A 26,494-nucleotide genomic window follows, 5' to 3' on the forward strand; every position below is an offset into this window, starting at 1 on the left:
GGCGCGCAGGTCTTCGTCGCGGAAGCACTTGGTGATCTGGTAGTAGCGGTCGAAGTTGGCCACCATCAGCAGCTGCTTGAACAGCTGTGGCGATTGCGGCAGCGCGAAGAATTCGTGCGCGTTCACGCGCGACGGCACCAGGTAGTCGCGCGCGCCTTCCGGGGTGGACTTGGTCAGCACCGGGGTTTCGATATCGATGAAGCCCAGGTCGTCCAGGTACTTGCGCACTTCCATCGAGACCTTGTAGCGCAGGCGCAGGTTGTTCTGCATCTGCGGACGGCGCAGGTCCAGCACGCGGTGGGTCAGGCGGGTGGTTTCGGACAGGTTGTCGTCGTCCAGCTGGAATGGCACCGGCACGGAGGCGTTCAGCACTTCCACCTTGGAGGCCACGACTTCGATCTTGCCCGACTTCAGGTTGTTGTTGACGGTGCCGGCCAGGCGGTCCTTCACGGTGCCGGTGATGCGCAGGCAGTACTCGTTACGCACGGATTCGGCGACGGAGAACACTTCCGCCTGGTCCGGATTGCAGACTACCTGCACCAGGCCTTCGCGGTCGCGCAGGTCGATGAAGATCACGCCGCCGTGGTCGCGACGACGGTGCACCCAGCCGCACAGGCTGACGGTTTGGCCTACGAGGGCTTCGGTAACGAGGCCGCAGTATTCAGTACGCATGGACATATTGATTCTCAGTTTCAGGTTAAGTTTTATTCAGGGACGACAACGCCCATCGAAACGATGTACTTCAGTGCGGCATCGACGCTCATATCGAGTTCGATTACGTCTTTTTTCGGCATCATCAGGAAGAAGCCGGAAGTCGGGTTCGGCGTGGTAGGCACGTAGACGCTGACGTATTCACCGTCCAGGTGCTTCTGCACTTCCGTGGCCGGCGCGCCGGTCAGGAAGGCGATGGTGCGCGAACCCGCATGCGGATACGGCACCAGCACGGCCTTGCGGAACGCGTTGCCGGTATCGGAAAACAGGGTGTCCGATACTTGCTTCACGCTGCCGTACAGGGAGCTGACCACCGGGATGCGGTGCAGCAGCTTTTCCCATTGCTTGACGACGAAGTTGCCGACCAGGTTATTGGTCAGCAGGCCGGTGAGAAACACGATCAGCACGGTCAGGATAGTGCCCAGGCCCGGGATATCGAAACCGATCAGGGTACGCGGCTGCCAGCGCTCCGGCACGATCAGGAGCGACTGGTCCATGGTGCTGATGATGATGTTCAGCACCCAGGCGGTAATCGCCAGGGGCACCAGGATCAGCAAGCCGGTAATGAAGTATTTGCGCATCGTGTTCCTCGATCGGGCCTATCAGCCCTCGCTGCTGCTGGTGCTGGCTGCCGGGGCAGGCGCGGCCGGGGCGGCGGCGGGCGCCTCCGTCTTCGGCGCACTGGCGACGCCGGTCGCCGGGGCGCTGCCGCCACGGAAATCGGTCACATACCAGCCGGTGCCCTTCAGTTGGAAGCCGGCTGCAGTCAGCTGCTTTTTAAAGGTGGACTTGCCGCAGGAAGGGCAATCCGTGAGCTGCGGATCGGAGATCTTTTGCAGCACGTCCTTGGCAAAGCCACATTCCTCGCAGCGGTAAGCGTAGATAGGCATCTAATACTCCGCAAAAAACATCAAAAACCCTGAATTATAAGCCTTTTTTCCGGCGCCAGGCCATCCAGCGCTCCTTGCCCCCGAATACCGGGATGGAGTCCGGGACGGGTTCGTCGTACTCAAGGTCGAAGTAAGCACTCATTAACTGCGTCAGCTGCACCCGCTCGGCGCCGAAGGGCGGGCCCTTGGGCGCGCTGTCGAAGTAGAAATAGCCCAGCAGCAGGCCGCCTTCCGGCAACAGTTCAGCCCAGCGCTGCACCACGCGCGGCCACATCTCGCGCGGCATGGCGCACAGGAAGGCACGCTCATAGATTAGGTCGAGGGGCTGGCTTGGCAAGTAGCTGAAGAAATCGGCTTCGAGGATGTGCCCGCGCCAGCGGCCGGCGGCTTGTTGCGCCGCAACAACGGCGGCGGGGGAGAAGTCGATGGCGGTGGCGTGCCAGCCGGCTTCGCAGAAGGCTTGCAGTTCGTGGGCGCTGCCACAGCCGGGGATCAGGACCGCTAGACCCGGTAGACCTGGGTCTGACCCAAGGGTCAGACCCAGGCTCGCGGCGGCCGCAGGCTTGGGTCCGACCCTTGGGTCGGACCCAGGTTTACCGGGTTGCAGCCAGGCCGAGAGCTGCGCCGGAACCCCACCCCGGTCCCAAGGCGTGAATTCCGCCTCAAAGCGCTGGTCCCAAAACCCCGGCGTGCGCGGATCGCGGTTAGAGAACTCTGGCATAAACCTGGTACGCCACCGCGCCCACCACAAACGCCCCGATGAAGAACGCAAAGAAGGACAGCAAACGATTGGTATGCCGCTGCTCCGCCACCAGGTGCGCCAGCAGCGCCCGGGTTTCCAGGTCGCGCTCGGACGCCACCGTGAGCGCCTGGTGCGCCAGGCGTGGCAGCTGCGGGAAGATATGCGAGTAGCGCGGCGCCTCCGCCTTCAGCCGCTCGACCAGGCCGCGCCAGCCCACCTGCTCCGCCATCCAGCGCTCCAGGTAGGGTTTCGCCGTTTTCCACAGGTCGAGGTCAGGATCGAGCTGGCGTCCCAGGCCCTCGATATTCAGCAACGTCTTCTGCAGCAGCACCAGCTGCGGCTGCACTTCCACATTGAAGCGGCGCGACGTCTGGAACAGGCGCAACAGCACCTGGCCGAACGAAATGTCCTTCAGGGGACGGTCGAAGATCGGCTCGCAGCAGGCGCGCACCGCAGCCTCCAGCTCGTCGACACGGGTTTCTTTCGGCGCCCAGCCCGATTCGATATGCGCCTCCGCCACGCGCTTGTAGTCGCGGCGGAAGAAGGCCAGGAAGTTCTGCGACAGGTAATCCTTGTCGTAATCGTTCAGCGTGCCGACGATGCCGAAGTCCAGCGCGATATAGCGGCCGAAAGTCTCCGGCTCGATCGACACCAGGATATTCCCAGGGTGCATATCGGCGTGGAAGAAGCCATCGCGGAACACCTGGGTGAAGAAGATCTCCACGCCATCGGACGACAGCTTTTTCAGGTCGACGCCAGCCTCGATCAGGCGGTCGATCTGCGACACGGGAATGCCATGCATGCGCTCCATCACGATCACGCCGCTGGAGCAGTAATCCCAGTACATCTCCGGCACCAGCAGCAGGCGCGACTCGGCGAAGTTGCGGCGCAGCTGGCTCGCGTTGGCGGCCTCGCGCATCAGGTCCAGCTCATCGTGCAGGTACTTGTCGAACTCCTGCACCACTTCCTGGATCTTCAGGCGGCGCGCATCCTCCCACAGCTTGTTGATGAAATTGGCCGCGATATGCATCAGCGCCACGTCTTCATCGATCAGCTTTTTCATGCCCGGGCGCAGCACCTTGACCGCCACCTGGGTGCCGTCCTTCAGCGCGGCGAAGTGCACCTGGGCGATGGACGCCGAGGCCACCGGCACCCGCTCAAAGCGCGCGAACAGCTCGTCCGGATGGGCGCCCAGCGACTCTTCGATCATCTTGATCGCCAGGTCGGAATCGAACGGAGGCACGCGGTCCTGCAGCTTGGACAGTTCGGTCACGATGTCGAGCGGGAACAGGTCGCTGCGGGTCGACAGCACCTGGCCGAACTTGACGAAGATCGGGCCCAGCTCCTCCAGCGCGCGGCGCAGGCGCACGGCGCGCGGCGTGGACAGGTCGCGCCAGAAGAAAACGGTGTCGAGGAATTTGCTGATGCGCGGCTTGTCGAAGCCGGAAATGGCGATTTCGTCCAGCCCGTAGCGGACCGAGACGCGGACAATCTTGAACAGCCGGAGGAATTTGCGAATCATTTAGCCAGTTTTTGTTCCAGTTTTTCCAGCCGCTTGCTGGCGCGCTCCACGTCGTCGCGGAAGCGCGTCACATCGGCGGCAAAGCTCTCCGCCGCCAGCGGGCGGATCAGCATCGGGTTCTCGTCGAGGAAGTATTCTGCGACATTCTCGGCCACTTTGCGCTGGCCGTTGCGCGCGCCCTGCACCACCGCTTTCGCGCCCTGCACCAGGCGCACGGCCGCGATCGGGCCGACCAGCTTTTCCAGGTCGTACTCCGCTTCCCAGCGCAGCGACTGCGACAGGCGCGAAATGGCGTTGGCGAATTCGGCGTCGCCCTCGATCTGCACGTACGAGAAGGCGCGCTCGCGGTTCTGCGCGATCAGCGGCAGGTCGCCCAGTTTCAGGCGGATGGTCACCGCCGCCGGCGCCTCGCTGGCAGCTGCTTCCACCATGCCATCGGCCGTCACGCGCAGGCGCAGCACGGCCGGGCTGGCGTCGATCACGGCCACTTTGCCGGCGTGCAGTTTCAGTTCGGTGCGCGCCCACGGCTCCTGCGCCAGCAGGTGGTTGACGGTGGCGGCGGCCGGCATGCTAAGGCCGGGCAGCTTGGGTGGGAATGGGAACATATTCAAGTGGGTCCAAATAAAACAAAACCGCCCCGGCAAGCCAGGGCGGTCTCGATCTTACCAGTTACTGCGCCGTATCACGCCAACTGCTGGATACCCGCCAGCATCCAGCCGGTGTTGCCGTTGACTGGCTTGGACAGGTTCCACACTTCCTGGAAGGCTTCCGGCAGCGCGTCCGGCGCCGGCTTCATGGTGCCCCAGAACTTGACGCTGGCCAGGTATTCCTTGCCATCGTTCTCAATGCCCAGCAGTTCGGCATCGATGGTCACCACATCGGTGTACTCGGCTTGCGGGCCGCGTTCCTGGATCTGCATGCGCAGTTCGGCGAACACTTCCGGCGTGGTAAAGGTACGCAGGTCTTCCACGTCGGCCTTGTCCCAAGCCGCTTGCAGGCGGATGTAGTTCGACTTGGCCGCGCGCAGGAAACCGGCGCTATCGAAGTCCGCTGGCACGCCCCATGGGGTGTGGGCGGCAGCGGCCGGCGCCACCGGCGCTACGGCCGGAGCAGCGGCCGGCTGCACTGGCTGGAAGGCCATCGGCTGCTGCGGCTGCGGGTTGTAGCCCGCGCCCGCGCCGCTGAAGGCGGCAGCCGGCTGCATGGCTGGCTGCGACTTGCGGCGGATCATGGCGATGATGAAGAAGATCACGCCGCCGATCAGGGCGATGGTCAGGATGGTGCCGATTGCCGACGCCAGCGCGCCGCCGATACCCAGGTGCGACAGCAGTGCGCCCAGGCCCAGGCCCAGCAGCGCGCCGCCGAGCAGGCCTTTCCACATGCTAGGCTTTTGCGCCGGTGCGGCCGCCGGGGCGTTCGCGCCCGGACGGTTGGCCGCCGGTGCTGCGGTCGGCGCCGCCGGTGCCGGTGCAGGGGTCGCCTGCTTTGGCATGCTGTTCACATTCTGCGACTGGCGGCCAAACGACTTGCCACCGCCCATCGGGCGGGCCGACAGCTCAGCCATGGTGCTCATAGCAGTCATCACGATGGTCGCGCCGACCAGGAATTTTTTGATGTTCATCGTAGGTTGTCTCACATTTTGATGCCAGTGTGTAAAGCGGCCACACCTGCCGTCAGGTTGTAATACTGCACGCGCTCCAGACCCGCAGCCTGCATCATGGTCTTCAGCGTTTCCTGGTCCGGATGCATGCGGATGGATTCGGCCAGGTAGCGGTAGCTCTCCGAATCGTTGGCCACCTTCTGGCCCATCCACGGCAGCACCGTGAAGGAATAGAAATCATACGGTTTTTGCAATGCCGGAGCCACTTTCGAAAACTCCAGCACCAACAACTTGCCGCCCGGCTTCAGCACACGGCGCATTTCGGACAGTGCCACATCCTTGTGCGTCATATTGCGCAGGCCGAACGCCACGCTCACGCGGTCGAAATAATTGTCCGGGAAGGGCAACTTTTCCGCATCGCAGATCAATGTGGGGGTGACCAGGCCCTTATTCAAGAGGCGATCGCGGCCCACGCGCAGCATTGACTCATTGATATCAGTCAGCCATACCTCGCCCGTCGGCCCGGCCGCCTTGGCGAACGCCTTAGCCAGGTCGCCGGTGCCGCCGGCAATGTCCAGCACCTTCATGCCCGGGCGCACGGCCGCATTGGCGATGGTGAACGCCTTCCAGACGCGGTGCAGGCCGCCAGACAGCAGGTCGTTCATGATGTCGTATTTGGCGGCGACAGAATGGAAGACTTTGGCGACTTCTTTCACCTTGTCGTCTTCGTTGACGGTTTTATAACCGAAATGGGTGGTGTTGGTCATATCGAGGGGTGCCTTGTAATTGCCGCATTATACATTTGTGGGCTCTCGCACAGATTTTGAAGAAGCTTGTCAACCAGAATGGTCAACGGGTCGTTTTATGGCTCAGACGATTTGTCAGTCTTTAGGAGATTTCAGATGGAGCTTCAGCAAAAATTGCCCGCGGACATTATTTTCCCGGATATCGACGAAGCCACCAAGCAGTTCATCGATGCCACCCGCGCCCAATCGCGCGCCCTGGCGTCCGCCGAGCCGCACCCAATGACCTTCAACGTTGAGGCAATCCGCCGCCTGACCCCGGAAGCCCGCGCCGCCTTCCGCTACATCTGGGAACGCGAGCAGCAGCGCTACGAGGAATTCCAGCGCCGCAAGATGATGGTCAACTGAACATCCTTTCCGGGCGGCAACGCGCTGCCCGGTTCTTGATATATCCCAAAACAGGCAAGCGGAGCCGGCATAGGCTGGCTCCATGCCCTGCACGCTTTACCTCGACACTTCCATCCTCTGCGCCCTGGCCGACCCGCCAGCCCGCAGCGCCTACGCACGCACCTGCCAGTCCCTCACCCGCCGCTGGCTGCGCAGCCTGCCACACACGCTGAACCTTTGCACGTCCGAAGTAGCGCTACGCCGCATCCAGTCCGGCCCGCCGCAGCTTGCCTCAGCACGACTCACGATTGCACATCGCTTCCAGATCCTGCCTGCCAAGAAAAAATTTCAGCGGAAGTCGAAACTTTTACTGCTTGGCGGAGGTCTAAATTCCGAAACGAAGAACCTGGGGCAGGAAATCGTCTGCGCAGCAACTTTTGGAATCAAGCTTTTTGCCAGCTGGGACTGGCAAGGAATTGAAGCAATGCGTCTACCCACGCTGCGCATGATGCTGGGAGCTGCCGGCCTGCCCACCCTCGAGTTCATCACGCCACTGCAACTTCTGGAGCTGAACTATGAAACACTATCAACTTCCTGACGACGTTGAGTTCCCAGAGCTCGACGACGCAAGCAAAGCAGAAATAGACGCGGCGTTCGACTGCATCGATAGCATCCCGCCATCTGACCCGGATGACATCCCGATCGTCGAAGGCTTTACGCCCGAGTTTCTGCGCACACTGCCCGCGAAGAACCGCGCCATGTACAAATATGGCTACTTGAAAATGGTGCGAGAGTACGAGGACTTCATGCGCAGTCACCCGGAACTGGACAAGGATTAAGCCTCGGGCGGCGGCGCCATCAGCGGCCGGACCTCGATCGAGCCGTCGAGCGCCGAGGGGCAGCGGGCGGCCCATTTCAGCGCTTCCTCCATCGACTCACAGTCGACCAGGAAGTAGCCGCCCAAAGCCTCCTTGGTCTCGGCAAACGGGCCGTCGGTGAAATGCGTCTGGTTGCGGCGGATGCGGACGGTCCTGGCTGTGCGTACCGGCGCCAGCTCAGCGCCGGACAGCAGCACGCCAGCCTTCAGCATATCCGCCTCCAGCGCGGCATACGCCGCCATCACCCCAGCCAGCTGCTCTGCCGGCATCTCGTCGTAGATCTTCTCTTCCGCGTAGATCAGGATCATGAATTGCACGATATCCTCCTATAAAGTGGTGAGTGCAACTCAACGACGGGCCGGCGCGCGCCGGATCGACAATCAGTGTTTGTGGCCGCAGCCGCCGGCTTTGGCGGGAGCGCCGGGCAGCACGGCGCCCGGTTCGCGGCCGCTGTCGCCACTGAAACCGGCAGCTTCCAGGCGCTTCATGTAGTCGGCCCAGTGATGCTCCCGGCGCGCCCCCAGGTCGTACAGGTAGTCCCAGGTGTAGAGGCCGGAATTGTGGCCGTCGTCGAAGGTCGGCTTGACGGCGTAGTTGCCGACCGGCTCCAGGTTGGTCATGGCGACGTCGCGCTTGCCGACCTGCAGCACTTCCTGCCCCGGGCCGTGGCCTTTTACTTCGGCCGAGGGCGAGTACACGCGCAGCAGCTCGAACGGGAGGTTGAAGCTGGCGCCATCATCGAAGGCGACTTCGAGATAGCGCGATTTGCTGTGGACGGTCAGGCCAGTTGGGTTCTTCATTGCAAATTCTCGATAATCGCTGCGCGCAGGGCCGGCAGCAGCGCCGCGCGGGCGGCGATGGCCGCGGCGTCGTGCTCGCGCTGTTTGGCGCCCCAGGTTGGATTGGGGAAGTGCGCGTCGTCAGTGTAGCGCGGGATCACGTGCCAGTGCACGTGCGGCGTCATGTTGCCGAAGCTGGCCACGTTGACCTTGTGCGGCGCCATGGTGGCGCGCTGCGCCTGCTCGACCGCCCACACGGCTTGCATGACGTGGTCGCGGTCCTGCGGCGACAGGTCGGTCATCTCGCGCACATGGTCGTGCCAGACGACGCGGGTGAAGCCGGGGTAGCCCGGCTCGTCGACCAGGATCACGGCCAGGCGCTCGTCGCGCCAGACCAGCACGTCCGCCGGCGGCGCGGCCAGCAGCTTGCACAAGTCGCAGTTGGCCGTCATACCAGCACCCTTTCAATGCCGCCGTCGTTGGCGCGGGCGACGTAATCGACCAGCCAGTTCTCGCCCAGCTTGTGACGCGCGATCTCGATCACGATGTAGTCGGCGGTGGTGCCCGAATCGTCGTTGTAGCGGCTCAGGCCCTGCATGCAGGACGGGCAGGAAGTCAGGATCTTGACGTCGCCTTGGAAGCCGTCGGCGCGCAGCTTGTCGGCGCCGGCCACCATCTCCTGCTCCTTGCGGAAGCGCACCTGGGTCGAAATGTCCGGACGCGCGGCAGCGAGGGTGCCCGACTCGCCGCAGCAGCGGTCGTTCTTCTCGATCTTCACGTTATCCACGGTGGAGACCAGCGCATTCACCGTCTTCAGCGGGTCCTGCTGCTTCATCGGGGTGTGGCAAGGGTCGTGGTACATGTAGCGGGTACCGGTCACGCCTTCCAGCTTGACGCCCTTCTCCAGCAGGTACTCGTGGATATCCATGATGCGGCAGCCTGGGAAGATCTTCTCGAACTCATAGGTCGCCAGCTGGTCGTAGCAGGTGCCGCACGACACCACCACGGTCTTGATATCCAGGTAGTTCAGCGTGTTCGCCATGCGGTGGAAGAGGACGCGGTTATCCGTCATCATCTTCTCAGCCTTGTCGTAGTCGCCCGAGCCGCGCTGCGGATAGCCGCAGCACAGGTAGCCCGGCGGCAGCACGGTCTGCACGCCCACTTCCCACAGCATGGCCTGCGTGGCCAGGCCGACCTGCGAGAACAGCCGCTCCGAGCCGCAACCCGGGAAGTAGAACACCGCCTCGCTGTTGGCGTTGGTCTTCTTCGGATCGCGGATGATCGGGATCATCTTGTTGTCTTCGATGTCCAGCAGCGCGCGCGCGGTCTTCTTCGGCAGGTTGCCCGGCATCTTCTTGTTGACGAAGTGGATCACCTGCTCGCGCACCGGCGCCTTGCCCACCGACGGCGGCGGCGCCTTGGTCTGCTTGCGCGCCACGGCCTTGAACACTTCGTGGCCCAGGCGCTGCGCCTTGTAGCCCCAGCCGATCATGGTCTGGCGGGTGGCCTGGATGGTGGCCGGGTCGGACGCATTCAAGAAGAACATGGCCGCCCGCTTGCCCGGATTGAACGAGCGCTTGTCCATTTTGCGCAGCAGGTTGCGCATGTTCATCGACACATCGCCGAAGTCGATGTTCACAGGGCACGGCGTGGCGCACTTGTGGCACACGGTGCAATGGTCGCTGACGTCTTCGAACTCTTCCCAATGGCGGATCGAGATGCCGCGGCGGGTCTGCTCTTCGTACAGGAAGGCTTCGATCAGCGCCGACGTCGCCAGGATCTTGTCGCGCGGCGAGTACAGCAGGTTGGCGCGCGGCACGTGGGTCGAGCACACCGGTTTGCATTTGCCGCAGCGCAGGCAGTCCTTCACGCTGTTGGCGATTTCGCCGATATCGCTTTGCTGCATGATCAGCGATTCGTGGCCCATCAGGCCGAACGATGGCGTGTAGGCGTTTTCCAGCGTGGCGTGCATGCCCGGCAGGTTGAGCAGCTTGCCTTTGTTGAAGCGGCCTTCCGGGTCGACGCGTTTCTTGTAATCGCGGAAGCCGCTGATCTCGTCTTCGGTCAGGAACTCCAGTTTGGTGATGCCGATGCCGTGCTCGCCCGAGATCACGCCGTTCAGCGAACGGGCCAGCTTCATGATGCGCGCCACGGCCTTGTGCGCGTCCTGCAGCATCTCGTAGTGGTCCGAGTTGACCGGCAGGTTGGTGTGCACGTTGCCGTCGCCGGCGTGCATGTGCAGCGCCACGAACACGCGGCCATGCAGCACGCGCTTGTGGATAGCCTGCGCCTCGTCCAGGATTTGCTTGTAGGCGCCGCCGTTGAAGATCTGCCGCAGGTGGGCGCGGATCTCCTGCTTCCAGCTGATGCGCACGGTGCGGTCCTGCGCCACGTCGAACAGGGTGGCGTCCGGCTGGCGTTGCAAGCGTTCTTCCAGCGCCGGTGCCAGCGCGTCCAGGCCCAGCGCCAGCAGTTCGCCGCGCACGCCGGCCAGCGGCTGGTCCAGGTTGGCCAGGATGAAGGTCCAGCGCGCGTGCACCTGGTCCACCAGCGCCAGCGCCAGTTGCTGGCGGTCGCCCAGCATTTCGTCGTAGCCGACTTTGTCGTCGGAGGCGTCGTCGCTCTTGCCGATCGGCAGCCGGTCGGCGGCCAGGAACTCGCGCAGTTCCTGCGCCAGCTGCAGCTTGTTCTTGATCGACAGCTCGATGTTGATGCGCTCGATGCCGTCGGTGTACTCGCCCATGCGGTTGAGCGGAATCACCACGTCTTCGTTGATCTTGAAGGCGTTGGTATGCTTCGCGATTGCCGCGGTGCGGGCGCGGTCCAGCCAGAATTTCTTGCGCGCTTCCGGGCTCACCGCCACGAAGCCTTCGCCGACGCGGGTGTTCGCCAGGCGCACCACTTCGGAAGCTGCCAGCGCCACCGCGTCCTCATCATCGCCCACGATGTCGCCGAACAGCGCCATCTTCGGCAGTACCCCGCGCTTGGACTTGGTGGCGTAGCCGACCGCGCGCAGGTAGCGCTCGTCCAGGTGCTCCAGGCCTGCCAGGCGGATGGTCTTGAACTGCTCGCCCTGCGCCGGCAGCCCATCGAGGTAATCCTTGATCTCCACGATGGACGGGATCGCGTCGCGCGCCTGGCCGAAGAACTCCAGGCAGACGGTGCGCGTGTACTTCGGCATCTTGTGCAGGATCCAGCGCGCCGACGTGATCAGGCCGTCGGTGCCCTCTTTCTGCACGCCCGGCAGGCCGGCCAGGAACTTGTCGGTCACGTCCTTGCCCAGGCCTTCCTTACGGAACTTGCGGCCTTCGATCTCCAGGATCTCGGTCTTGAACGGCTGGCCCTTGGCTTCGCCGCGCGCATTCGGGTGCGTCCATTCCAGCTTGAAGCGCGCCAGCGGCGTGTCGTGGATCTTGGACAGGTTGTGGTCCAGGCGCGTAACTTCCAGCCAGTCGCCGTTCGGGTCCACCATGCGCCAGGAGGCCAGGTTATCCAGCGCGGTGCCCCACAGCACGGCCTTCTTGCCGCCTGCATTCATGGCGATGTTGCCGCCGATGCAGGAGGCGTGGGCCGAAGTCGGGTCCACCGCGAACACGAAGCCGGCCTTCTCGGCCGCCTCGCTGACTTTGTTGGTGATGACGCCCGCTTCCGAGTGAATGGTCGCGTATTCGCGGTCCACGCCCGGCAGCACTTTCATTTCGACGGCGCCCAGCTTGAGCAGCTTTTCGGTGTTGATCACGGCCGACAACGGCGTCAGCGGGATCGCGCCGCCGGTGTAGCCGGTGCCGCCGCCGCGCGGGATGATGGTCAGGCCAAGCTCGATGCAGCCTTTCACCAGGCCGGCCATTTCGTCTTCGGTATCGGGGGTCAGCACCACGAACGGGTATTCCACGCGCCAGTCGGTGGCATCGGTCACGTGGGTGATGCGCTTCATGCCGTCGAAGCAGATATTGTGCTTCTCGGTGTACTTGCCCAGCACCTTCTGGGTGCGCTTGCGCAGGTCGTACATCTGGCGGAATTCTTCGCCGAAGTCGGCTACCGCCTTGCTGGCGGCACGCAGCAGCTTTTCCACGTTGCCGCTGCGCTTCTGCGATTCGGCATCGGCGGCATCGACGGTGCTGCGGCGCTTGTCCACTTCGGTCAGGCGGTGGTGCAGCGCGTCGATCAGGGCCTGGCGGCGCTTCGGGTTATCGAGCAGGTCATCCTGCAGGTAGGGGTTGCGGCGCACCACCCAGATATCGCCCAGCACCTCGTACAGCATGCGCGCGGAACGGCCGGTCTGGCGCGAAGCCCTCAGTTCGTCCAATAACTCCCAGGATTCTTCGCCCAGCAGGCGGATCACGATTTCGCGATCGGAGAAGGAGGTGTAGTTATAGGGGATTTCCCGCAAGCGGGTAGGGGCGTGACCATCGGGCGATTCTGCGAGCAATGCCTGGATTTGTGCTGGTGCGTTCATTATGCGTGGACGGGAGGCTGACGCTAGGACAGAACATTCTATCTTATTGCGGCGCACAAGACAGGAACAGCCTTAGAGGGCGACGGGGTTCCGTTAACGTCAATTAGCGGAACATAATTCCGCTACAGAGCAAAATAACCGACGTTCGTTTGCAGGCAAGCGCAGCGCTGAGCCCGAAATTCTGCGACACTGCTGCTATGCGGAATCTTCTGACCCTTCTCCTCCTGGCCGCCAGCAGCGTTGCTGGGGCCGCTCCCGCCGCCCCGGTGTGCGGCCCGACCGACCTGAGCCTCGGCATGCTGTCGAATTTCGCCACCACCGAGCGCTACGCCGAAGCCTGCGGCGTGCCCAAATCCGCCATCGAGCGAGAAATCACCAGCAGCGTCAAACTCTTGCGCGCCTGCCTTGAGGCACGCGGTGTGCCGGCCGCCAAAATCGACCAGAGCCTGCAAAATGGCGCCAAGCTGGCCGACCAGTTCCTGCCGCAGGCGCAGAAGGACCCGGCCTTCTGTCCGCGCGTCAAAGGCGGTTTCGGCAAGGCGGGTTAGCCGCCGAGCACATTGGCGACCGAACGCCAGAAGCCGTCCGGCACGAACAGCAGCAGTGAAGTCATGGTGAGGTAGCGCGCCAGCTTGCCGATCGCCATATACATCACGGACGGCCAGAATGGCAGCTTGAGCCAGCCGCCCAGCGTGCACAGCGGGTCGCCGATGGCCGGCACCCAGGACAGCAGCATGGTTTTGGCGCCATAGTGCGACAGCCAGCCGAACCAGCGGCTGGAACGTTCTTTGGCGAAGGCTTTCTTGGCGTAGTAGCCGATCCAGTAATCGACGATGCCGCCCAGCGTGTTGCCCAGCGTGGCCACCGCGATGGCGGGCCAGAACATGGCGGGGTTGGCTTTGCACACCGCAAACACGGCCGGCTCCGAGCCCATCGGTACCAGCGTGGCTGAGACGAAACTGATGATAAAGACCGAGGTCAGTCCCACTTCGGGCGCCGCAATGACGTCCAAAAGCCAGCGGATAGCGTTTTCAATCATGGCTCAATTATAATCATCCATATTAAGCACACAGCACGTTAGACATCCTGCGACCCCGCATACCCGCGGCGCAGGCGTGCACCCACCTCCGGTTACCCGCCGTTGACAGTCTTTGCACCAAACCTTTTCCTTTGCAAATCATGACTATCGACTACCTGAAGAAAATCCTGACCTCCCGCGTCTATGACGTGGCCCATGAATCCCCGCTGGAACTGGCGCCGATCCTGTCGCAACGTATTGGCAACCAGATTTACTTCAAGCGCGAGGACATGCAGGACGTCTTTAGCTTCAAGGTACGCGGCGCTTACAACAAGATGGCGAATCTGAGCGACGCGCAATTGAAGCGCGGCGTCATTTGCGCCTCCGCCGGCAACCACGCACAGGGCGTCGCCCTGTCGGCCGCCAAGCTTGGCTGCCGCGCCCTGATCGTGATGCCTGCCACCACGCCGCTGCTGAAAGTCGAATCGGTGCGCCGCCGCGGCGGCGCCAGCGTGGAAGTGGTGCTGCACGGCGAGTCCTACACCGATGCCTACAACCACGCCCTGCAACTCGAAAAAGAGCAGAAGCTGACCTTCGTGCACCCGTTCGACGATCCGGAAGTGATCGCCGGCCAGGGCACGATTGCCATGGAAATCCTGCGCCAGCATTCGGGCCCGATCCACGCGATCTTCGTGCCGATCGGCGGCGGCGGGCTGATTGCCGGCGTTGCGGCCTATGTGAAGCAGTTGCGGCCGGATATCAAGGTCATCGGCGTGCAAACCATGGATTCGGACGCCATGGGCCGTTCGCTCAAGGCCGGCGAGCGCGTGACGCTGACCGATGTCGGCCTGTTCGCAGACGGCACCGCCGTGCGCCTCGTTGGCGAGGAAACCTTCCGCCTGGCGCAGCAGTTCGTCGACGAGGTGATCGTGGTCGATACCGATGCGATCTGCGCGGCGATCAAGGACGTGTTCACCGATACCCGTTCGATCCTGGAACCTTCCGGCGCATTGTCGGTGGCGGGCGCCAAGGCCTATGTGGAGCGCGCGGAGATGGGCAAGTATCCGGTGCGCGGCGAAACGCTGGTCACGGTATGCAGCGGCGCCAATATGAACTTCGACCGCCTGCGCTTCGTGGCCGAACGGGCGGAGCTGGGCGAGGCGCGCGAGGCGGTGTTTGCGGTGACCATTCCGGAACAGCGCGGCACATTCAAGCGCTTCTGCAGCCTGGTGGGGGCGCGCAATGTGACGGAGTTCAATTACCGTATCAGCGACAAGGAGGAGGCGCACGTCTTCGTCGGTGTACAGATTGCGGACCGCAGCGAGTCGTCGGCCATTGCGCGGCGCTTTGAGGAGAATGATTTCCGCACGCTGGACCTGACCCATGACGAACTGGCCAAGTCGCACCTGCGCCACCTGGTGGGCGGCAAGAGCGAACTGGCGAAGGATGAATTGCTGTACCGCTTTGAGTTCCCGGAGCGCCCGGGGGCGCTGATGCGCTTCCTCGATTCGATGGAGCCGGAGTGGAATATCTCGCTGTGCCACTATCGCTCGCAAGGGGGCGATGTGGGACGCATCCTGATCGGGCTGCAGGTGCCGCCGCAGGATATGGAGAAGTTTGCGCAGTTCCTGGCGACTTTGGGGTATCGCTATTGGGATGAGTCGCAGAATCCGGTGTACAAACTGTTCTTGTAAACCCGGTAAACCGGGGTCTGACCCAAGGGTCAGACCCCGTCAGATCGACCGCTGTTGGTGTTGGTTATGCGCCCTTGATCTTTTCAGAAGGTCAAAGGCCTTAAGCCCCACCTTCAGGCCGCGAGACCGTTGGGGGTCTGACCCTGTGGGTCAGACCCCGCCTTACCGGGTTTCAGGTAAACTGCCGGAATGAACCTCCCCGAACACTCCCCCCTCGGCAAGACCTCCGCCTACCGCACCGACTACGCCCCTGAGCTGCTGTTCCCCATCCCGCGCCAGGGCAAGCGTGACGAACTAGGCCTGCAAGGCACCCTGCCCTTCTTCGGCGTCGACATCTGGAACGGCTACGAGCTGTCCTGGCTGAACATGCGCGGCAAGCCGCAAGTGGCGGTGGCGCGCTTCAGCATTCCGGCCGACTCGCCCAACTTGATCGAATCGAAATCTTTCAAGCTTTACCTCAATTCCTTCAACCAGACCAAGCTGGCCGGCCCCGACGCCCTGAAAATGCTGCTGCAGCAGGACCTGTCCGCCGCCGCCGGCGCCAACGTGCACGTCACCCTGACCATGCAGGAAGATTTCGGCAAACTGGAAATGGGCGAACTGGAAGGCCAGCTGCTGGACCGCCTGGATATCGAAGTCGATAACTACTCGCCGCAGCCGGAAACCCTGAAGGCCAATTTCGACGAACTGCCGGTGGAGGAGACCCTGGTTTCCCACCTGCTGAAATCGAACTGCCTGGTGACCGGCCAGCCCGACTGGGGCAGCGTGCAGATCAGCTACTACGGCCCGCAGATCGACCAGGAAAGCCTGCTCAAATACCTGATCGGTTTCCGCGAACACAACGAATTCCACGAGCAATGCGTGGAGCGCATCTTTACCGACATCTTGCGCCAGTGCAAGCCGCAGCATTTGACGGTGTACGCCCGCTATACCCGTCGAGGCGGCCTTGATATCAACCCTTGGCGCACCAACTTTAGTAGTGCCCAGCGGCCGTCCAATTTGCGCAACGCCCGCCAGTAAGGGTATTTTCCATGAGGAAACATTCGGTGAATTTCGGGTTACACGGCTGAGAAACAAGCCTATAATGCGCTCGCAACTGCACATAATGTCGCGTCATGAATAACCTGAGCAAAATCCTTTCGCTAGAGAACGTCCAGCTTGACCTGGAAGTCTCCAGTAAAAAGCGCGCGTTCGAGCAAGCCGGCCTGATCTTTGAGAACAATTGCGGCATCGCTCGTTCCACCGTTTCCGACAACCTGTTCGCGCGCGAGCGCCTGGGCTCCACCGGCCTGGGCCACGGCGTGGCGGTGCCGCACGGGCGCATCAAGGGTTCCAAGAGCCTGAAGGCGCCGCTGGCCGCTTTCGTGCGCCTGGCCGAGCCGATTCCTTTCGAGTCGCCGGACGGCAAGCCGGTCAACCTGCTGTTCTTCCTGCTCATTCCTGACCATGTGACGCAGCAGCACCTCGAAATCCTGTCCGAGATCGCGGAAATGTTCTCGGACGACGCCTTCCGCACCGCGCTGACGGAAGACCCGGACCCGAAATCGGTCCACAGCCGCATCGTCAACTGGCAGCCTAGCCTGCAGGCGGCGGGATAAGCCATGCTGCAAACGCCGCTGACGATCCAGAGACTGTACGACGACAACCGCGAAACCTTGCAACTGGGCTGGTTCGCCGGTTTCCCCGGCGGCGAGCGGCTGATCTCCGGCGACGTGGCTTCCGCAGCCGACCAGGTGGGCCACCTGAATACGATCCACCCGGGCCGCATCCAGGTCTTCGGCCACCAGGAAATCAACTACTACCAGCGCCTGAAATCGCTGACGCGCGCCCATGTGATCGGCGAACTGATCGCGGGCGGCCCGCCGGCGCTGATCATCGCGCAGGGCCTGGAGACGCCGCCCGACATCCTGGCGATCTGCGACGAGAAGAATATCCCTCTGTTCTCCACCCCGCTGCCGGCGGCGCAGGTGATCGACTTCCTGCGCGTCTACCTGTCCAAGAAGCTGGCGCAACGCATCATCATGCACGGCGTGTTCATGGACGTGCTGGGCGTGGGCGTGCTGATCACCGGCGACTCCGGCCTCGGCAAATCCGAGCTGGGACTTGAATTGATTTCACGTTCGCACGGCCTGGTGGCCGACGACGCGGTGGAATTCGCGCGCATCGCGCCCAATATGATCGAAGGCCGCTGCCCGCCGCTGCTGCAAAACCTGCTGGAAGTGCGCGGCCTGGGCCTGCTCGACATCAAGGCGATCTTCGGCGAAACCGCCGTGCGCCGCAAAATGCGCCTGAAGCTGATCGTGCACCTGGTGCGCCGCTCGGCGCTGGAAGAAGAAGTGGAGCGCCTGCCGTTCCAGTTCCCGACCGAAGACGTGCTGGGCCTGCCGATCCGCAAAGTCGTGATCCCGGTGGCGGCCGGCCGCAACATCGCGGTGCTGCTGGAAGCCGCGGTACGCAACACCATCCTCCAGCTACGCGGCATCGATACCTTGCAAGAGTTCATGGAGCGCCAGCGCCAGGCCATGAGCGGTGACTAAACCGGCGTGGGGGATTTCTCCCCCACGAATTCCCTGCTGCACCAAGCCATGAGCGATCACTGATGGTATCATCGGCGCCATGCGAATCGTCCTCATCACCGGTATCTCCGGCTCCGGCAAATCCGTAGCACTGAACGTGCTCGAAGACACGGGGCACTATTGCGTCGACAACCTGCCGCCGGAACTGCTGCCCGACCTGGTAGCGAAGCTGGCGGAGGACGGCACGCAGGCGCTGGCCGTGGCGGTCGATGCGCGCAGCGCCTCCAACCTGGCCAGCCTGCCGGGCGAGTTCCGCAAGCTGAAAGAGGATGGGCACGAGGTCAAGATTATCTTCCTCACAGCGAACACCCATTCGCTGGTGGCGCGCTTCTCCGAAACGCGCCGCAGCCACCCGCTGTCGCATGAGCTGGCGCCGGGCCAGAATCCCGCCGCGCGCCGCACGCTGATCGAGTGCATTGCCGAAGAGCGCGAACGCCTGTCGGCCATCCAGCAGCTGGGCCATGTTATCGACACGTCGGAGATGAGCGCCAACAAGCTGCGCGCCTGGATCAAGGACCTGGTGCAAAGCGAAAACGCGCCGCTGACGCTGTTCTTCGAATCGTTCGCCTTCAAGCTGGGCGTGCCGCTCGACGCCGACTTCGTGTTCGACGTGCGCGCCATCCCGAATCCCTACTACGACCTCGCACTGCGCCCGCTGAACGGCCGCGATGCGCCGGTCATCGCCTTCCTCGACGCGCAGGAAAGCGCCGAGGAGATGTTCCAGGACATCAAAGGCTTCGTCGCCAAATGGCTGCCACACTTCAAGAAGGACAACCGCTCCTACCTGACCGTGGCGGTCGGCTGCACCGGCGGCCAGCACCGCTCAGTGTATATGGCCGAACGCCTGGCGCGCCACTTCGCGCCTACGGAGACGGTGGTGCTGCGTCACCGCGAGCAGTCATAAGCTGCGCCAGCTTGTAAGGCCCATACCAGCGCGTGCTGTCGATGACGCCGCCGCGCGACACCACCCACACTTCCGACAGGTCGCAGCGCATAACAGCGCTGCGGAAGGTATTGTCCGGCATGGCCATCGGCTGCACCGCCTGGAACATGCCCTGTTCCGGCGGCAATTGCTCCGCCTGTGCCGCCGCGAACAGCGGCAGCGCCGCCACTGCGCCATACAGCGGCGGCGGGGCGGCGCCCAGCTTCGGCACTTCCACCTGCAGCGGCGCCTTGCCGGGCAGGGCAACCGTTCGGGTCTCGGTGGGCGGCTGGTAGAGCGCCGCGACTTCCGGGCATTGGTTCGCCAGCGCGATGGCGCTATCCAGCGGCAGGCGTGCAGGAGCGGCCGAAGCCAGCAGCGGCAATGCGGCCAGCGCCGCAAGAGTGGTCTTCTTCATGCCCGCAGTGTACTCACTCAAGCCTGAGCTGCCAATAACTGACGTCGATCCAGCGGCCGAATTTGCGGCCGACTTCCTTGAAGGCGCCGACGGGCTGGAAGCCCATCTTTTCATGCAGGCCCACGCTGGCCTCATTCGGCAGCGCCACGCCGCCGATCACGAGATGCACGCCGCTCTGGCGCAGCAGGTTGAACAAATGCTGGTACAGCTTGCGCGCGTAGCCTTTGCCGCGCGCATCGCGGTGCAGGTAGATCGAGCTTTCAACGGAGAAGCGGTAGGCCGAGCGTTCCTTCCATTTGCTGGCATAGGCGTAGCCGAGGATCTTGCCCTCCTCTTCCAGCACCAGCCAGGGCAGCTTGGAGGAGATCACTTTGGTGATACGGTGCGCCATATCGTCGATGCCGACTTCGGCTTCTTCGAAGGTGATGGTGGTGGTGGCGACGTAGTGGTTGTAGATTGCCGCGACGGCGGCGGCATCGGCCGGGTGGGCTGAGCGGATGGTGGCCATGTGCGCTTGGGTAAAGTGGATGACCCAAGCGTTATTGCAAAATGCGGGCCAGCCACCCGGCCGGCCCGTGCACCAAATCAGGACAGCCAGTGCACCACTTCGATCGTGTGCTGGTCCGGATCGGTGATCATTGTTCCAAAATAGCGCTCATTGACGTCGGGCCGCAGGCCTGGCGTGCGCAGCGAGGTAGCGCCCTGCGCCATGGCGTTGGCGTGGAAGGCGTGGGTCGCCAGCTGCGATGGCGCTTTGATGGCGATGTGCCCGCGCTGGCCGATCAGCGGCGCGTCGCCCTGCGCCGGGTAGATGGCGAAGGCCCAGTGGCCGTCGGCGCCGAAAATGGCCTGGCCTTCGTCCTGGTGCTGCACGCTGTAGCCGAGCGGCTCCAGGCAGGCTTTGTAGAACTCCACGGCGCGCGGCAGGTCGCGGGTGGCGATGGATACGTGGTCAATCATGATGCTCTCTCCTTTCAAACGGCAAGCGCTCATGGTAAGCATCGTTGCTGAGACGATTTCCCGAATTCATTCATGGCAACGGGAATTTTTCTCACGTGCTAGCATGGCCTGTTATGAACACGCTACTTTGGATTCTTGCCGCGCTGGCGACGATCACCATCGTGTGGGCGGTTGCCACGCCCTACCGTCCGGCCACGGCGCAGGTTTTCCCCGACCATACGGAAGACTTTTTCCGCGATCCCGCGAACTTTGTCGGCGTCCCCATCGAACGCATCTTCGCCCAGGTCGGCCGTCCGCTCGACTACGATGACTGGGACTGGGGCCGGCTGGTCTACGATTGGCGCACTGCGCGCAGCCGTATCCGCCTGGTGACGCGGGGCGGCTATGCCATCTGCGTCCAGTTCCTCGACCCTGCCGACAAAAGCCGCTTCGGGACGGAGCTGGAGACCGTTTGGGAAAACAAGGAGTCTTTGCCCTAGCCAAGGCGCACGTTTAACCAAAGCGCCCGCTTTTTGATTTATCATCAAGCCATGGTCTCCCTATTGCTCGCAGCAGCGCTGGGCGCTGCACCTCCTGCACTGGATCCGCTCTGGCAATGCACGGCTGCGCATTACCGCGCCTTCGTGTCGCCGTCGGGTGCGCGAGCGCAGTGGCCAACTGTGCCGAAACTGCCGGAGCATTTGCGCGAGACGCGCCATATCACGCTCTCCACGCCTGGCATCGCGCCGGGCGGCCGGGCGCATATGATGTTTGTCGATAGCGCGGCAAAAGTCGTGTACATCGTGCAGACGTCCGGCCCGGCCGACACCGAAGTGGTATTCGGCCCGCTGCCGCCGGTCGAGTGCCCGCCGGCGTGATCCGCAAGCTGCGCACGTTCCTGCCGCTGCTCGGCGGCATCCTCGCGCTCAGCATCGCGGCGGCAATGCTGTCGCGCTGGCTCGACGCACCGTACCGCACTACCCTGCTCGGCATGATGCTGGCGGCTTACGCCTTGCTCCACGTCTGGCGGCTGTTCCAGCCAGACCTGCGCAGCGAGCGCAAAAAGACGAACGACCGCGTTACGCGGACCGGCCAGCTGCTGGTCAACGGACCGGTGGCGGCGCTGTTGGTGGGGCCTGTGCTGGTCATGCAGGCATTCTTCGCCGTTGAACCGCCGCTACCGCAGTTCGCTGCGCTGGGCGCAGGCTTTGTGCTGGCCTGGTGCTGGTGGTCGCTGGCGGTCCATCGCTGGCGCATCTGGGCGAGGGCTAAGGGCATGTCGGCGGCAGAGGTGCAGCGCTATGGCGAGGCGGCGCGGCTATTGTGGCCGCGCGGGCATTTTTTTGAACGTACTGAATGGGAGAGATGGACTATGCAAACGAGTCCGATGAAGGCTTTTGGCATCGCGACATTGGCGGCACTGGCCTGGTTCACAGGCGTGGTGCTACTGCTGGGCGGCGCCGAGCCTTCACCGGCTGCACATATTGCGGTCGTGGCGCTGCCCTTTATCCTGTGCGGCGCTTTGCAGTACCTGCTTAGCCGCACGGCGCAGCTGACGCGCTTGCGGCGCGGGATCCAGGTGATCGTGGCGGCCTTGCTTGCGCCGACCATCGCCACTTCGGTCCTCTGGTTTGTCATGGTCTTTGTTTTCGGACGCGCAGAGTAACGCCGTGCCGACCATCCTTTCGCATCCTGCCGTGCCGCTGGCGCTTGGCCTGGCGCTTGGCCGGGGGCGGATCTCGCGCAGGCTGCTGGCCGTCGGCATGCTGGCATCCATCGTGCCCGACCTTGACGTTGTCGCTTTCCGGCTTGGCATCGATTATGCGCACCAGTTCGGCCATCGCGGCGCGTCGCATTCGTTGGCGTTTGCCCTGGCGCTGGGCGCCCTGGCTGCGCTGGCCGCGCCGTGGCTGCGGGCGAAGCGCTGGGTCGCCATGGCTTTCGTGGCACTGGCCTGCGTATCGCATCCGCTGCTGGACATGCTGACCACCGGAGGACTGGGCGCGGCGCTGTGGTGGCCGCTCAGCGAGCAAAGGCTTTTCTTCCCGCTGCAGGTGATCCGGGTTTCACCGCTGACGCTGGAGACCTTCTTCGGGCCGCGCGGCCTGGTGGTGCTCCGCTCCGAGCTGCTGTGGGTCTGGCTGCCCTGCCTTGCGACGATGCTGGCCGCCTATGCACTGCGGACACGCCCACCGGCTTTCCACGCCACTCCGCACGGCGTCTTCCAGCCCATCGACAAGGCGCGCGAGGCGACCATTTACGGCGCCACGTTTGTGCTGCTTGTGGCCTGGCATATCGCCGGCGACGGCCGGCTGCTTGGCTCGATAGGAGTGATCGCGGTGATGGGCATGGTGCGCTACTTCCAGCTGCGCCGCAGCGGCCCGGACGGCGCGCCTATCGTGGCGCTGCACGCCGGCGCACTGCTGTTCGCCAATCCAGGCTTCAGGAAATCCGTGGAGCGCATCCCGCTGGCCGCGATCGAGCAAGTGAAAATCTACGGGCCGCACGGCAACCGCTACTACCGCTTCCTGCTGGCGCAGCGCGAGGCGCTGACACTGGCCTTGCTGCAGCATCGCGCTGCGGAGGATGCGGTGGCGAACTTCCTCCAGCAGGCCTTGCCGGGCAAGGTCGTCATTGCGCCGGCGCCCGCCACGTTCTTCGAGCAGGTGCGCGGGGACGCTTAGAGCGTCAGCTTGGTCTCGAACTTGGAGCAGTTCATGGCGAACAGGCTCTTCACGTTGACGACGTTGTGGTGCGAGGTGAATTCACGCCGGGTGAAGTTGCTGTACTCCTCCATCGATTCCACCGTGACGATCAGGTGGAAGTCGAATTCGCCCGCCACTTCGTAGCAGGACATCACTTCCGGCTGCAGCCGCATGCGCTGTTCGAACTGCTTGAGGATATCGGTATTCTGCTTTTCCAGTTCGATCGAGACGAACACCGTCAGCGGGCGTCCTGCCAGCACGCGGTCCACCAGCGCCACGGCCTTCACCAGCACGCCATCGGCGCGCAGCTTCTCGATGCGGCGCTGGCAGGTGGCGACGGAAGAATGCACGCGCTCCGCGATTTCGCGCAGGGGCGTGCTGGCATCGTCTTGCAGGATATTGAGGATGCCGCGGTCGATCCGGTCCAGCTCCCTCATGCCAGGTGGCGCAGCGGGTGCGCCCAGGCCGGCCAGCAAGGCTCGAAGAAGCGCGCCACCATCTCCGGCGTGACCTCGGCCAGCGTGGCGGGATTCCAGCGCGGCTGGTTGTCCTTGTCGATCACCAGCGCGCGCACGCCTTCGAAGATCTCGCCATGCTCGAAGTTGCGGCGCACCAGGTTGCGCTCCATGCGCAGGCAGTCGGCCACGTTCAGCGCGGCGCCGCGCCTGAGCAGCTCGTGCGTCACGCACATCATCAGCGGCGAGCGCAGCTCCATGGCTTTCAGCGACTTCTGCGCAAACGGGCTGCTGTCGCCGCGCAGCGATTCCATGATGGCGGGCACGCTGCCGGCGGCGAAATGGCGATCGATCAGGGCGCGCTGCTTTTCCAGTTCGCTGTCGCCGGCAAAGGCATTGTGCGGGCCGGCGAACACCGCGATCGCATCGCGCAGCGATGTGCCGGGCGTGGACTCGACCAGAGCGGTCAGCGCGGCCAGTTCCGTCTCCGGCACGAAGTAGTCGGCCAGGTCGAGGTAGAGCGCGTCGGCGGCGCCCACGGTCAGGCCGGTCAGGCCCAGCCACATGCCCAGCTGGCCCGGCGCATGCGACAGGAAATGGCTGCCGCCCACGTCCGGGAACAGGCCGATATTCACTTCCGGCATGGCCATCTTGGTACGGCCGGTGACAATGCGCACGCCACAGTCCGGGCCGCCCTGGGCAATGCCCATGCCGCCGCCCATCACCACGCCATCCATCAGCGCCACATAAGACTTGGGGTAGAAATGGATCAAATGGTTCAGCGCATATTCTTCGGTGAAGAAGTCTTCCAGCAGCGCGCTGCCGCCTTGCGGATTGGCACGGCCCACGTCGTGGAAGAAGCGGATGTCGCCGCCGGCGCACAGCGCGCGTTCGCTGCTGCTGCGCACCACCACGGCCGCCACGGCGGGATCGTCGCGCCAGGCCAGCAGGGCCTGCGTCATCGCGCGCACCATGTCGAGGGACAGCGAGTTGAGGGCTTTGGGTCGGTCCAGCGTGATGAAGCCGGTGCCGTTCGTGATCTGGGTGTGGACGTATTCGCTCATGCAAATATTTTAACGCACGACGGGCGCAAAAAAGGGCGCCAATTGCGCCCTTTGGTGTGCTTACACGGCCAGTCCTTTACATGGCGGTGGGTGGTGCTTCGTACGTGTCCGGGAAGTGCTTAATGGCCGCATGGTTATGGTTCTGCACACGGTCTTTGTACTTCATGACCTGGCGATCCAGTTTATCGATCAGGGTGTCGATGGCGGCGTAGAGGTCTTGCGACAGGCTTTCGACGTATACAGTTTTGCCAGACATGCGCAGGTTGATTTCCGCTTTCTGGCGTTTCTCTTTCTCGGTGAGGTTATCTACAGTCAGGATGACAGCAATATCGATTACTTGATCGAAATGGCGCTTGACTCGTTCCAGCTTGTTCTGCACGTATTCGCGGATGGCTGGGGTCACTTCGACATGATGTCCACTGATGGTGAGATTCATACACACTCCTAAAGATGATGTCGCTCTCGAGTTCGTGCACGCCATGGCGCACAGAGGAACCCATGCACTACAAAGATTTGCGGAGGCTTACCGGAGGGATTTTCAACGCTTCTCGATATTTGGCAACAGTCCGTCGCGCAATCACCATGCCTTGTTCTCCCAGCATGTCCGCAATCTTACTGTCGGATAAAGGATTTTTAGGGTCTTCTGCTCCTGTCAATTGCACAATCAGCGCCCGTATCGCAGTCGAGGAAGCCTCACCCCCGGCTTCGGTCGCGACGTGGCTGCCAAAGAAATATTTCAACTCAAACATGCCATGCGGGGTGAGCATATATTTTTGAGTTGTAACACGGGAAATAGTGCTCTCGTGTAGTCCCAGTGTATCAGCTATTTCACGCAACACAAGGGGGCGCATCGCCACCGCGCCGTGGCTGAAAAAATTCTTTTGTCGTTCTACTATCGCTTCCGCCACGCGCAGGATGGTGTCGAAGCGCTGGCGCATATTTTTGATCAGCCACTTGGCTTCCTGCAGCTGGCCGTTCATCTGCGATTCGCTCTTGCCCTGCTTGAGCAGGTTGGCGTACAGCGCGTTCACGCGCAGGCGCGGCACCACGTCGTTGTTCAGGGATACCACCCAGCCGCCGCGGCCCTTCTTCACGATCACGTCCGGCACCACATAGTCCGATTCGCCGCAGTCGAACTCGGCGCCCGGGTGCGGGTTGCACTGGCGGATCACGGCCTGCGCCTCGCGCAAGTCTTCATCGTCGCAGTCGAGCGCTTTCTTCAGCTTGGTGAACTCGCGCTGCGCGAACCAGGCCAGGTGCTTTTCGACAATGGTCAGGGCCATGCGGCGCGTCACCAGCGGCACGCCGGGCATGCGCTTGATTTGCAGCGCCAGGCACTCGGACGCATTGCGCGCGCCCACGCCGGGCGGGTCGAAGCTTTGCAGCAGCACCAGGGTGCAGCGCAGGTCGTCCAGTTCGATTTCCAGCTCGGGCGGCAGGCGCTCGAGGATTTCTTCCAGCGGCTCTTCCAGGTAGCCGTTTTCGTCCAGCGCGTCGATCACCATCTCCATCAGGGCGCGGTCGCGCGGCTCCTGCACGGTGACGCGCATCTGTTCCAGCAGGTGTTCGCGCAGGGTGCAGCCGGAAGCTTCCAGCTGCGGGCGGCTGTCTTCGTCGTCGGCCGACTTGCTGCCGGCGCTGGCGCTCCAGTCGGTGTCGTCGCTGCCGTTGCCGATGCTGTCGCCGTCGCCGGCTTCGTATGCATCGCCTTCGGCGGCGGCGGCGGGGCCATCCGCGCCATCCGGGGCCGGGGCCTCCGGCGTGGCCACGGCATCGTTGCCGGCGCCCTGGCTGATGGCGCCATCGGCCAGCAGGCGCACCGAGTGGTCGAGCGGATCGTCCAGGCGCTCCAGCATCGGGTTGTCGCTGAGCAGCTGCTCCAGTTCCTGGTGCAGCTCCAGCGTCGATAGCTGCAACAGGCGGATCGACTGCTGCAGCTGCGGCGTCAGCGCCAGGTGTTGCGAGGTTCGCAGTTGCAGTGTCTGTTTCATGGCC

33 protein-coding genes are annotated in these 26,494 nt (G+C 63.3%); 13 read left to right on the forward strand and 20 right to left on the reverse strand.

Annotated features, from left to right (window positions below; genetic code table 11):
* The 8 genes from ACE3TQ_RS06245 to ubiE all read right to left on the reverse strand — a co-directional run.
* Positions 1–678 (reverse strand): amino acid--tRNA ligase-related protein (locus ACE3TQ_RS06245; RefSeq protein ID WP_374581116.1); only part of this gene is annotated, 678 nt, incomplete at its 3' end.
* Between the two features lie 26 nt (positions 679–704).
* Entirely contained in the window at positions 705–1,292 is a 588-nt protein-coding gene (locus ACE3TQ_RS06250) for a DUF502 domain-containing protein (RefSeq protein ID WP_374581117.1), read from the reverse strand.
* A gap of 21 nt (positions 1,293–1,313) precedes the next feature.
* Positions 1,314–1,601, reverse strand: coding sequence for an FmdB family zinc ribbon protein (locus ACE3TQ_RS06255; protein ID WP_374581118.1), 288 nt, complete (start codon positions 1,599–1,601; stop codon positions 1,314–1,316).
* A 34-nt stretch (positions 1,602–1,635) separates the two neighbouring features.
* Positions 1,636–2,322 (reverse strand): methyltransferase, encoded by a 687-nt coding sequence (locus ACE3TQ_RS06260; RefSeq protein ID WP_374581119.1) that lies wholly within the window; start codon positions 2,320–2,322, stop codon positions 1,636–1,638.
* The gene (ubiB, locus tag ACE3TQ_RS06265; protein WP_374581120.1) at positions 2,306–3,865 is read right to left on the reverse strand and encodes a ubiquinone biosynthesis regulatory protein kinase UbiB; all 1,560 of its coding nucleotides are present in this window, start codon (positions 3,863–3,865) and stop codon (positions 2,306–2,308) included. Before ubiB ends, ACE3TQ_RS06260 begins: the two co-directional genes overlap by 17 nt.
* Positions 3,862–4,470: an SCP2 domain-containing protein gene (locus tag ACE3TQ_RS06270; protein ID WP_374581121.1), complete on the reverse strand. Its 609-nt coding sequence runs from the start codon at positions 4,468–4,470 to the stop codon at positions 3,862–3,864. The genes ubiB and ACE3TQ_RS06270 overlap by 4 nt, the downstream gene beginning before the upstream one ends.
* 77 nt (positions 4,471–4,547) lie before the next feature.
* Positions 4,548–5,486, reverse strand: a complete 939-nt coding sequence (locus ACE3TQ_RS06275; RefSeq protein WP_374581123.1) for a Tim44 domain-containing protein — start codon at positions 5,484–5,486, stop codon at positions 4,548–4,550.
* Between the two features lie 11 nt (positions 5,487–5,497).
* Positions 5,498–6,232, reverse strand: coding sequence for a bifunctional demethylmenaquinone methyltransferase/2-methoxy-6-polyprenyl-1,4-benzoquinol methylase UbiE (ubiE, locus tag ACE3TQ_RS06280; protein WP_374581125.1), 735 nt, complete (start codon positions 6,230–6,232; stop codon positions 5,498–5,500).
* A 135-nt stretch (positions 6,233–6,367) separates the two neighbouring features.
* Here ubiE and ACE3TQ_RS06285 point away from each other — a divergent pair, with 135 nt between their 5' ends.
* The 3 genes from ACE3TQ_RS06285 (at position 6,368) to ACE3TQ_RS06295 (ending at position 7,434) form a co-directional block, all read left to right on the forward strand.
* Complete coding sequence (locus tag ACE3TQ_RS06285; protein WP_161025753.1) at positions 6,368–6,616, forward strand: hypothetical protein; 249 nt, start codon at positions 6,368–6,370, stop codon at positions 6,614–6,616.
* A gap of 82 nt (positions 6,617–6,698) precedes the next feature.
* The gene (locus ACE3TQ_RS06290; RefSeq protein ID WP_374581126.1) at positions 6,699–7,193 is read left to right on the forward strand and encodes a hypothetical protein; all 495 of its coding nucleotides are present in this window, start codon (positions 6,699–6,701) and stop codon (positions 7,191–7,193) included.
* Entirely contained in the window at positions 7,171–7,434 is a 264-nt protein-coding gene (locus ACE3TQ_RS06295) for a hypothetical protein (RefSeq protein WP_374581127.1), read from the forward strand. The genes ACE3TQ_RS06290 and ACE3TQ_RS06295 overlap by 23 nt, the downstream gene beginning before the upstream one ends.
* Here ACE3TQ_RS06295 and ACE3TQ_RS06300 read toward each other — a convergent pair.
* The 4 genes from ACE3TQ_RS06300 to ACE3TQ_RS06315 all read right to left on the reverse strand — a co-directional run bounded on the left by ACE3TQ_RS06300 (position 7,431) and on the right by ACE3TQ_RS06315 (position 12,708).
* On the reverse strand, positions 7,431–7,781 hold the full coding sequence (locus tag ACE3TQ_RS06300; protein ID WP_374581129.1) for a YciI family protein: 351 nt from the start codon (positions 7,779–7,781) through the stop codon (positions 7,431–7,433). The genes ACE3TQ_RS06295 and ACE3TQ_RS06300 overlap by 4 nt on opposite strands.
* Positions 7,782–7,853: 72 nt before the next feature.
* Positions 7,854–8,273, reverse strand: a complete 420-nt coding sequence (locus ACE3TQ_RS06305) for a gamma-butyrobetaine hydroxylase-like domain-containing protein (protein ID WP_374581131.1) — start codon at positions 8,271–8,273, stop codon at positions 7,854–7,856.
* The gene (locus tag ACE3TQ_RS06310) at positions 8,270–8,704 is read right to left on the reverse strand and encodes an HIT family protein (protein ID WP_374581132.1); all 435 of its coding nucleotides are present in this window, start codon (positions 8,702–8,704) and stop codon (positions 8,270–8,272) included. Before ACE3TQ_RS06310 ends, ACE3TQ_RS06305 begins: the two co-directional genes overlap by 4 nt.
* The gene (locus tag ACE3TQ_RS06315) at positions 8,701–12,708 is read right to left on the reverse strand and encodes a DUF3683 domain-containing protein (RefSeq protein WP_374581133.1); all 4,008 of its coding nucleotides are present in this window, start codon (positions 12,706–12,708) and stop codon (positions 8,701–8,703) included. The genes ACE3TQ_RS06310 and ACE3TQ_RS06315 overlap by 4 nt, the downstream gene beginning before the upstream one ends.
* A gap of 197 nt (positions 12,709–12,905) precedes the next feature.
* Here ACE3TQ_RS06315 and ACE3TQ_RS06320 point away from each other — a divergent pair, with 197 nt between their 5' ends.
* Positions 12,906–13,256, forward strand: coding sequence for a hypothetical protein (locus ACE3TQ_RS06320; RefSeq protein WP_374581134.1), 351 nt, complete (start codon positions 12,906–12,908; stop codon positions 13,254–13,256).
* On the opposite strand, the gene ACE3TQ_RS06325 is transcribed toward ACE3TQ_RS06320, so the two are convergent.
* Complete coding sequence (locus tag ACE3TQ_RS06325; protein ID WP_374581136.1) at positions 13,253–13,747, reverse strand: YqaA family protein; 495 nt, start codon at positions 13,745–13,747, stop codon at positions 13,253–13,255. The two genes, ACE3TQ_RS06320 and ACE3TQ_RS06325, sit on opposite strands and share 4 nt — an antisense overlap.
* A gap of 140 nt (positions 13,748–13,887) precedes the next feature.
* Here ACE3TQ_RS06325 and ilvA point away from each other — a divergent pair, with 140 nt between their 5' ends.
* The 5 genes from ilvA to rapZ all read left to right on the forward strand — a co-directional run bounded on the left by ilvA (position 13,888) and on the right by rapZ (position 18,900).
* Complete coding sequence (gene ilvA / locus ACE3TQ_RS06330; RefSeq protein ID WP_374581138.1) at positions 13,888–15,420, forward strand: threonine ammonia-lyase, biosynthetic; 1,533 nt, start codon at positions 13,888–13,890, stop codon at positions 15,418–15,420.
* Between the two features lie 189 nt (positions 15,421–15,609).
* On the forward strand, positions 15,610–16,440 hold the full coding sequence (gene queF, locus ACE3TQ_RS06335) for an NADPH-dependent 7-cyano-7-deazaguanine reductase QueF (RefSeq protein ID WP_374581140.1): 831 nt from the start codon (positions 15,610–15,612) through the stop codon (positions 16,438–16,440).
* 95 nt (positions 16,441–16,535) lie between these two features.
* Positions 16,536–17,018 carry a PTS sugar transporter subunit IIA gene (locus ACE3TQ_RS06340; protein ID WP_161025762.1) on the forward strand — a complete coding sequence of 161 codons (483 nt, stop codon included), beginning with the start codon at positions 16,536–16,538 and terminating at the stop codon, positions 17,016–17,018.
* Positions 17,019–17,021: 3 nt separating this feature from the next.
* Complete coding sequence (hprK, locus tag ACE3TQ_RS06345) at positions 17,022–17,957, forward strand: HPr(Ser) kinase/phosphatase (protein WP_028101576.1); 936 nt, start codon at positions 17,022–17,024, stop codon at positions 17,955–17,957.
* A 79-nt stretch (positions 17,958–18,036) separates the two neighbouring features.
* Positions 18,037–18,900: an RNase adapter RapZ gene (gene rapZ / locus ACE3TQ_RS06350; protein ID WP_374581141.1), complete on the forward strand. Its 864-nt coding sequence runs from the start codon at positions 18,037–18,039 to the stop codon at positions 18,898–18,900.
* Here rapZ and ACE3TQ_RS06355 read toward each other — a convergent pair.
* From ACE3TQ_RS06355 to ACE3TQ_RS06365, 3 genes are all read right to left on the reverse strand, one after another.
* Positions 18,860–19,336: a hypothetical protein gene (locus tag ACE3TQ_RS06355; RefSeq protein WP_374581142.1), complete on the reverse strand. Its 477-nt coding sequence runs from the start codon at positions 19,334–19,336 to the stop codon at positions 18,860–18,862. The two genes, rapZ and ACE3TQ_RS06355, sit on opposite strands and share 41 nt — an antisense overlap.
* Before the next feature lie 13 nt (positions 19,337–19,349).
* Positions 19,350–19,844, reverse strand: a complete 495-nt coding sequence (locus ACE3TQ_RS06360) for an arsinothricin resistance N-acetyltransferase ArsN1 family B (protein WP_374581145.1) — start codon at positions 19,842–19,844, stop codon at positions 19,350–19,352.
* A gap of 77 nt (positions 19,845–19,921) precedes the next feature.
* On the reverse strand, positions 19,922–20,296 hold the full coding sequence (locus ACE3TQ_RS06365) for a VOC family protein (protein ID WP_374581146.1): 375 nt from the start codon (positions 20,294–20,296) through the stop codon (positions 19,922–19,924).
* A 113-nt stretch (positions 20,297–20,409) separates the two neighbouring features.
* On the opposite strand from ACE3TQ_RS06365, the gene ACE3TQ_RS06370 reads away from it, so the two are divergent.
* The 4 genes from ACE3TQ_RS06370 to ACE3TQ_RS06385 are packed head-to-tail and all read left to right on the forward strand — an operon-like array spanning position 20,410 to position 22,959.
* Positions 20,410–20,775: a hypothetical protein gene (locus tag ACE3TQ_RS06370; protein ID WP_374581148.1), complete on the forward strand. Its 366-nt coding sequence runs from the start codon at positions 20,410–20,412 to the stop codon at positions 20,773–20,775.
* A 51-nt stretch (positions 20,776–20,826) separates the two neighbouring features.
* Positions 20,827–21,153 (forward strand): hypothetical protein, encoded by a 327-nt coding sequence (locus ACE3TQ_RS06375; protein ID WP_374581149.1) that lies wholly within the window; start codon positions 20,827–20,829, stop codon positions 21,151–21,153.
* Positions 21,150–21,941 (forward strand): hypothetical protein, encoded by a 792-nt coding sequence (locus tag ACE3TQ_RS06380; protein WP_374581150.1) that lies wholly within the window; start codon positions 21,150–21,152, stop codon positions 21,939–21,941. Before ACE3TQ_RS06375 ends, ACE3TQ_RS06380 begins: the two co-directional genes overlap by 4 nt.
* Positions 21,942–21,945: 4 nt before the next feature.
* Positions 21,946–22,959: a metal-dependent hydrolase gene (locus ACE3TQ_RS06385; RefSeq protein WP_374581151.1), complete on the forward strand. Its 1,014-nt coding sequence runs from the start codon at positions 21,946–21,948 to the stop codon at positions 22,957–22,959.
* Here ACE3TQ_RS06385 and ACE3TQ_RS06390 read toward each other — a convergent pair.
* From ACE3TQ_RS06390 to ACE3TQ_RS06405, 4 genes are all read right to left on the reverse strand, one after another.
* Positions 22,956–23,417: an Lrp/AsnC family transcriptional regulator gene (locus ACE3TQ_RS06390; RefSeq protein WP_374581152.1), complete on the reverse strand. Its 462-nt coding sequence runs from the start codon at positions 23,415–23,417 to the stop codon at positions 22,956–22,958. The two genes, ACE3TQ_RS06385 and ACE3TQ_RS06390, sit on opposite strands and share 4 nt — an antisense overlap.
* Positions 23,414–24,499: an enoyl-CoA hydratase/isomerase family protein gene (locus ACE3TQ_RS06395; protein ID WP_374581153.1), complete on the reverse strand. Its 1,086-nt coding sequence runs from the start codon at positions 24,497–24,499 to the stop codon at positions 23,414–23,416. The genes ACE3TQ_RS06390 and ACE3TQ_RS06395 overlap by 4 nt, the downstream gene beginning before the upstream one ends.
* A gap of 76 nt (positions 24,500–24,575) precedes the next feature.
* Positions 24,576–24,935: a ribosome hibernation-promoting factor, HPF/YfiA family gene (hpf, locus tag ACE3TQ_RS06400; protein WP_130315877.1), complete on the reverse strand. Its 360-nt coding sequence runs from the start codon at positions 24,933–24,935 to the stop codon at positions 24,576–24,578.
* 67 nt (positions 24,936–25,002) lie between these two features.
* Positions 25,003–26,490 carry an RNA polymerase factor sigma-54 gene (locus ACE3TQ_RS06405; protein ID WP_374581154.1) on the reverse strand — a complete coding sequence of 496 codons (1,488 nt, stop codon included), beginning with the start codon at positions 26,488–26,490 and terminating at the stop codon, positions 25,003–25,005.
* Between the last annotated feature and the right edge of the window lie 4 nt (positions 26,491–26,494).

It is taken from the genome of Pseudoduganella sp. (genome assembly GCF_041914865.1).
In the GTDB taxonomy this organism is placed as follows: domain Bacteria; phylum Pseudomonadota; class Gammaproteobacteria; order Burkholderiales; family Burkholderiaceae_D; genus Rugamonas.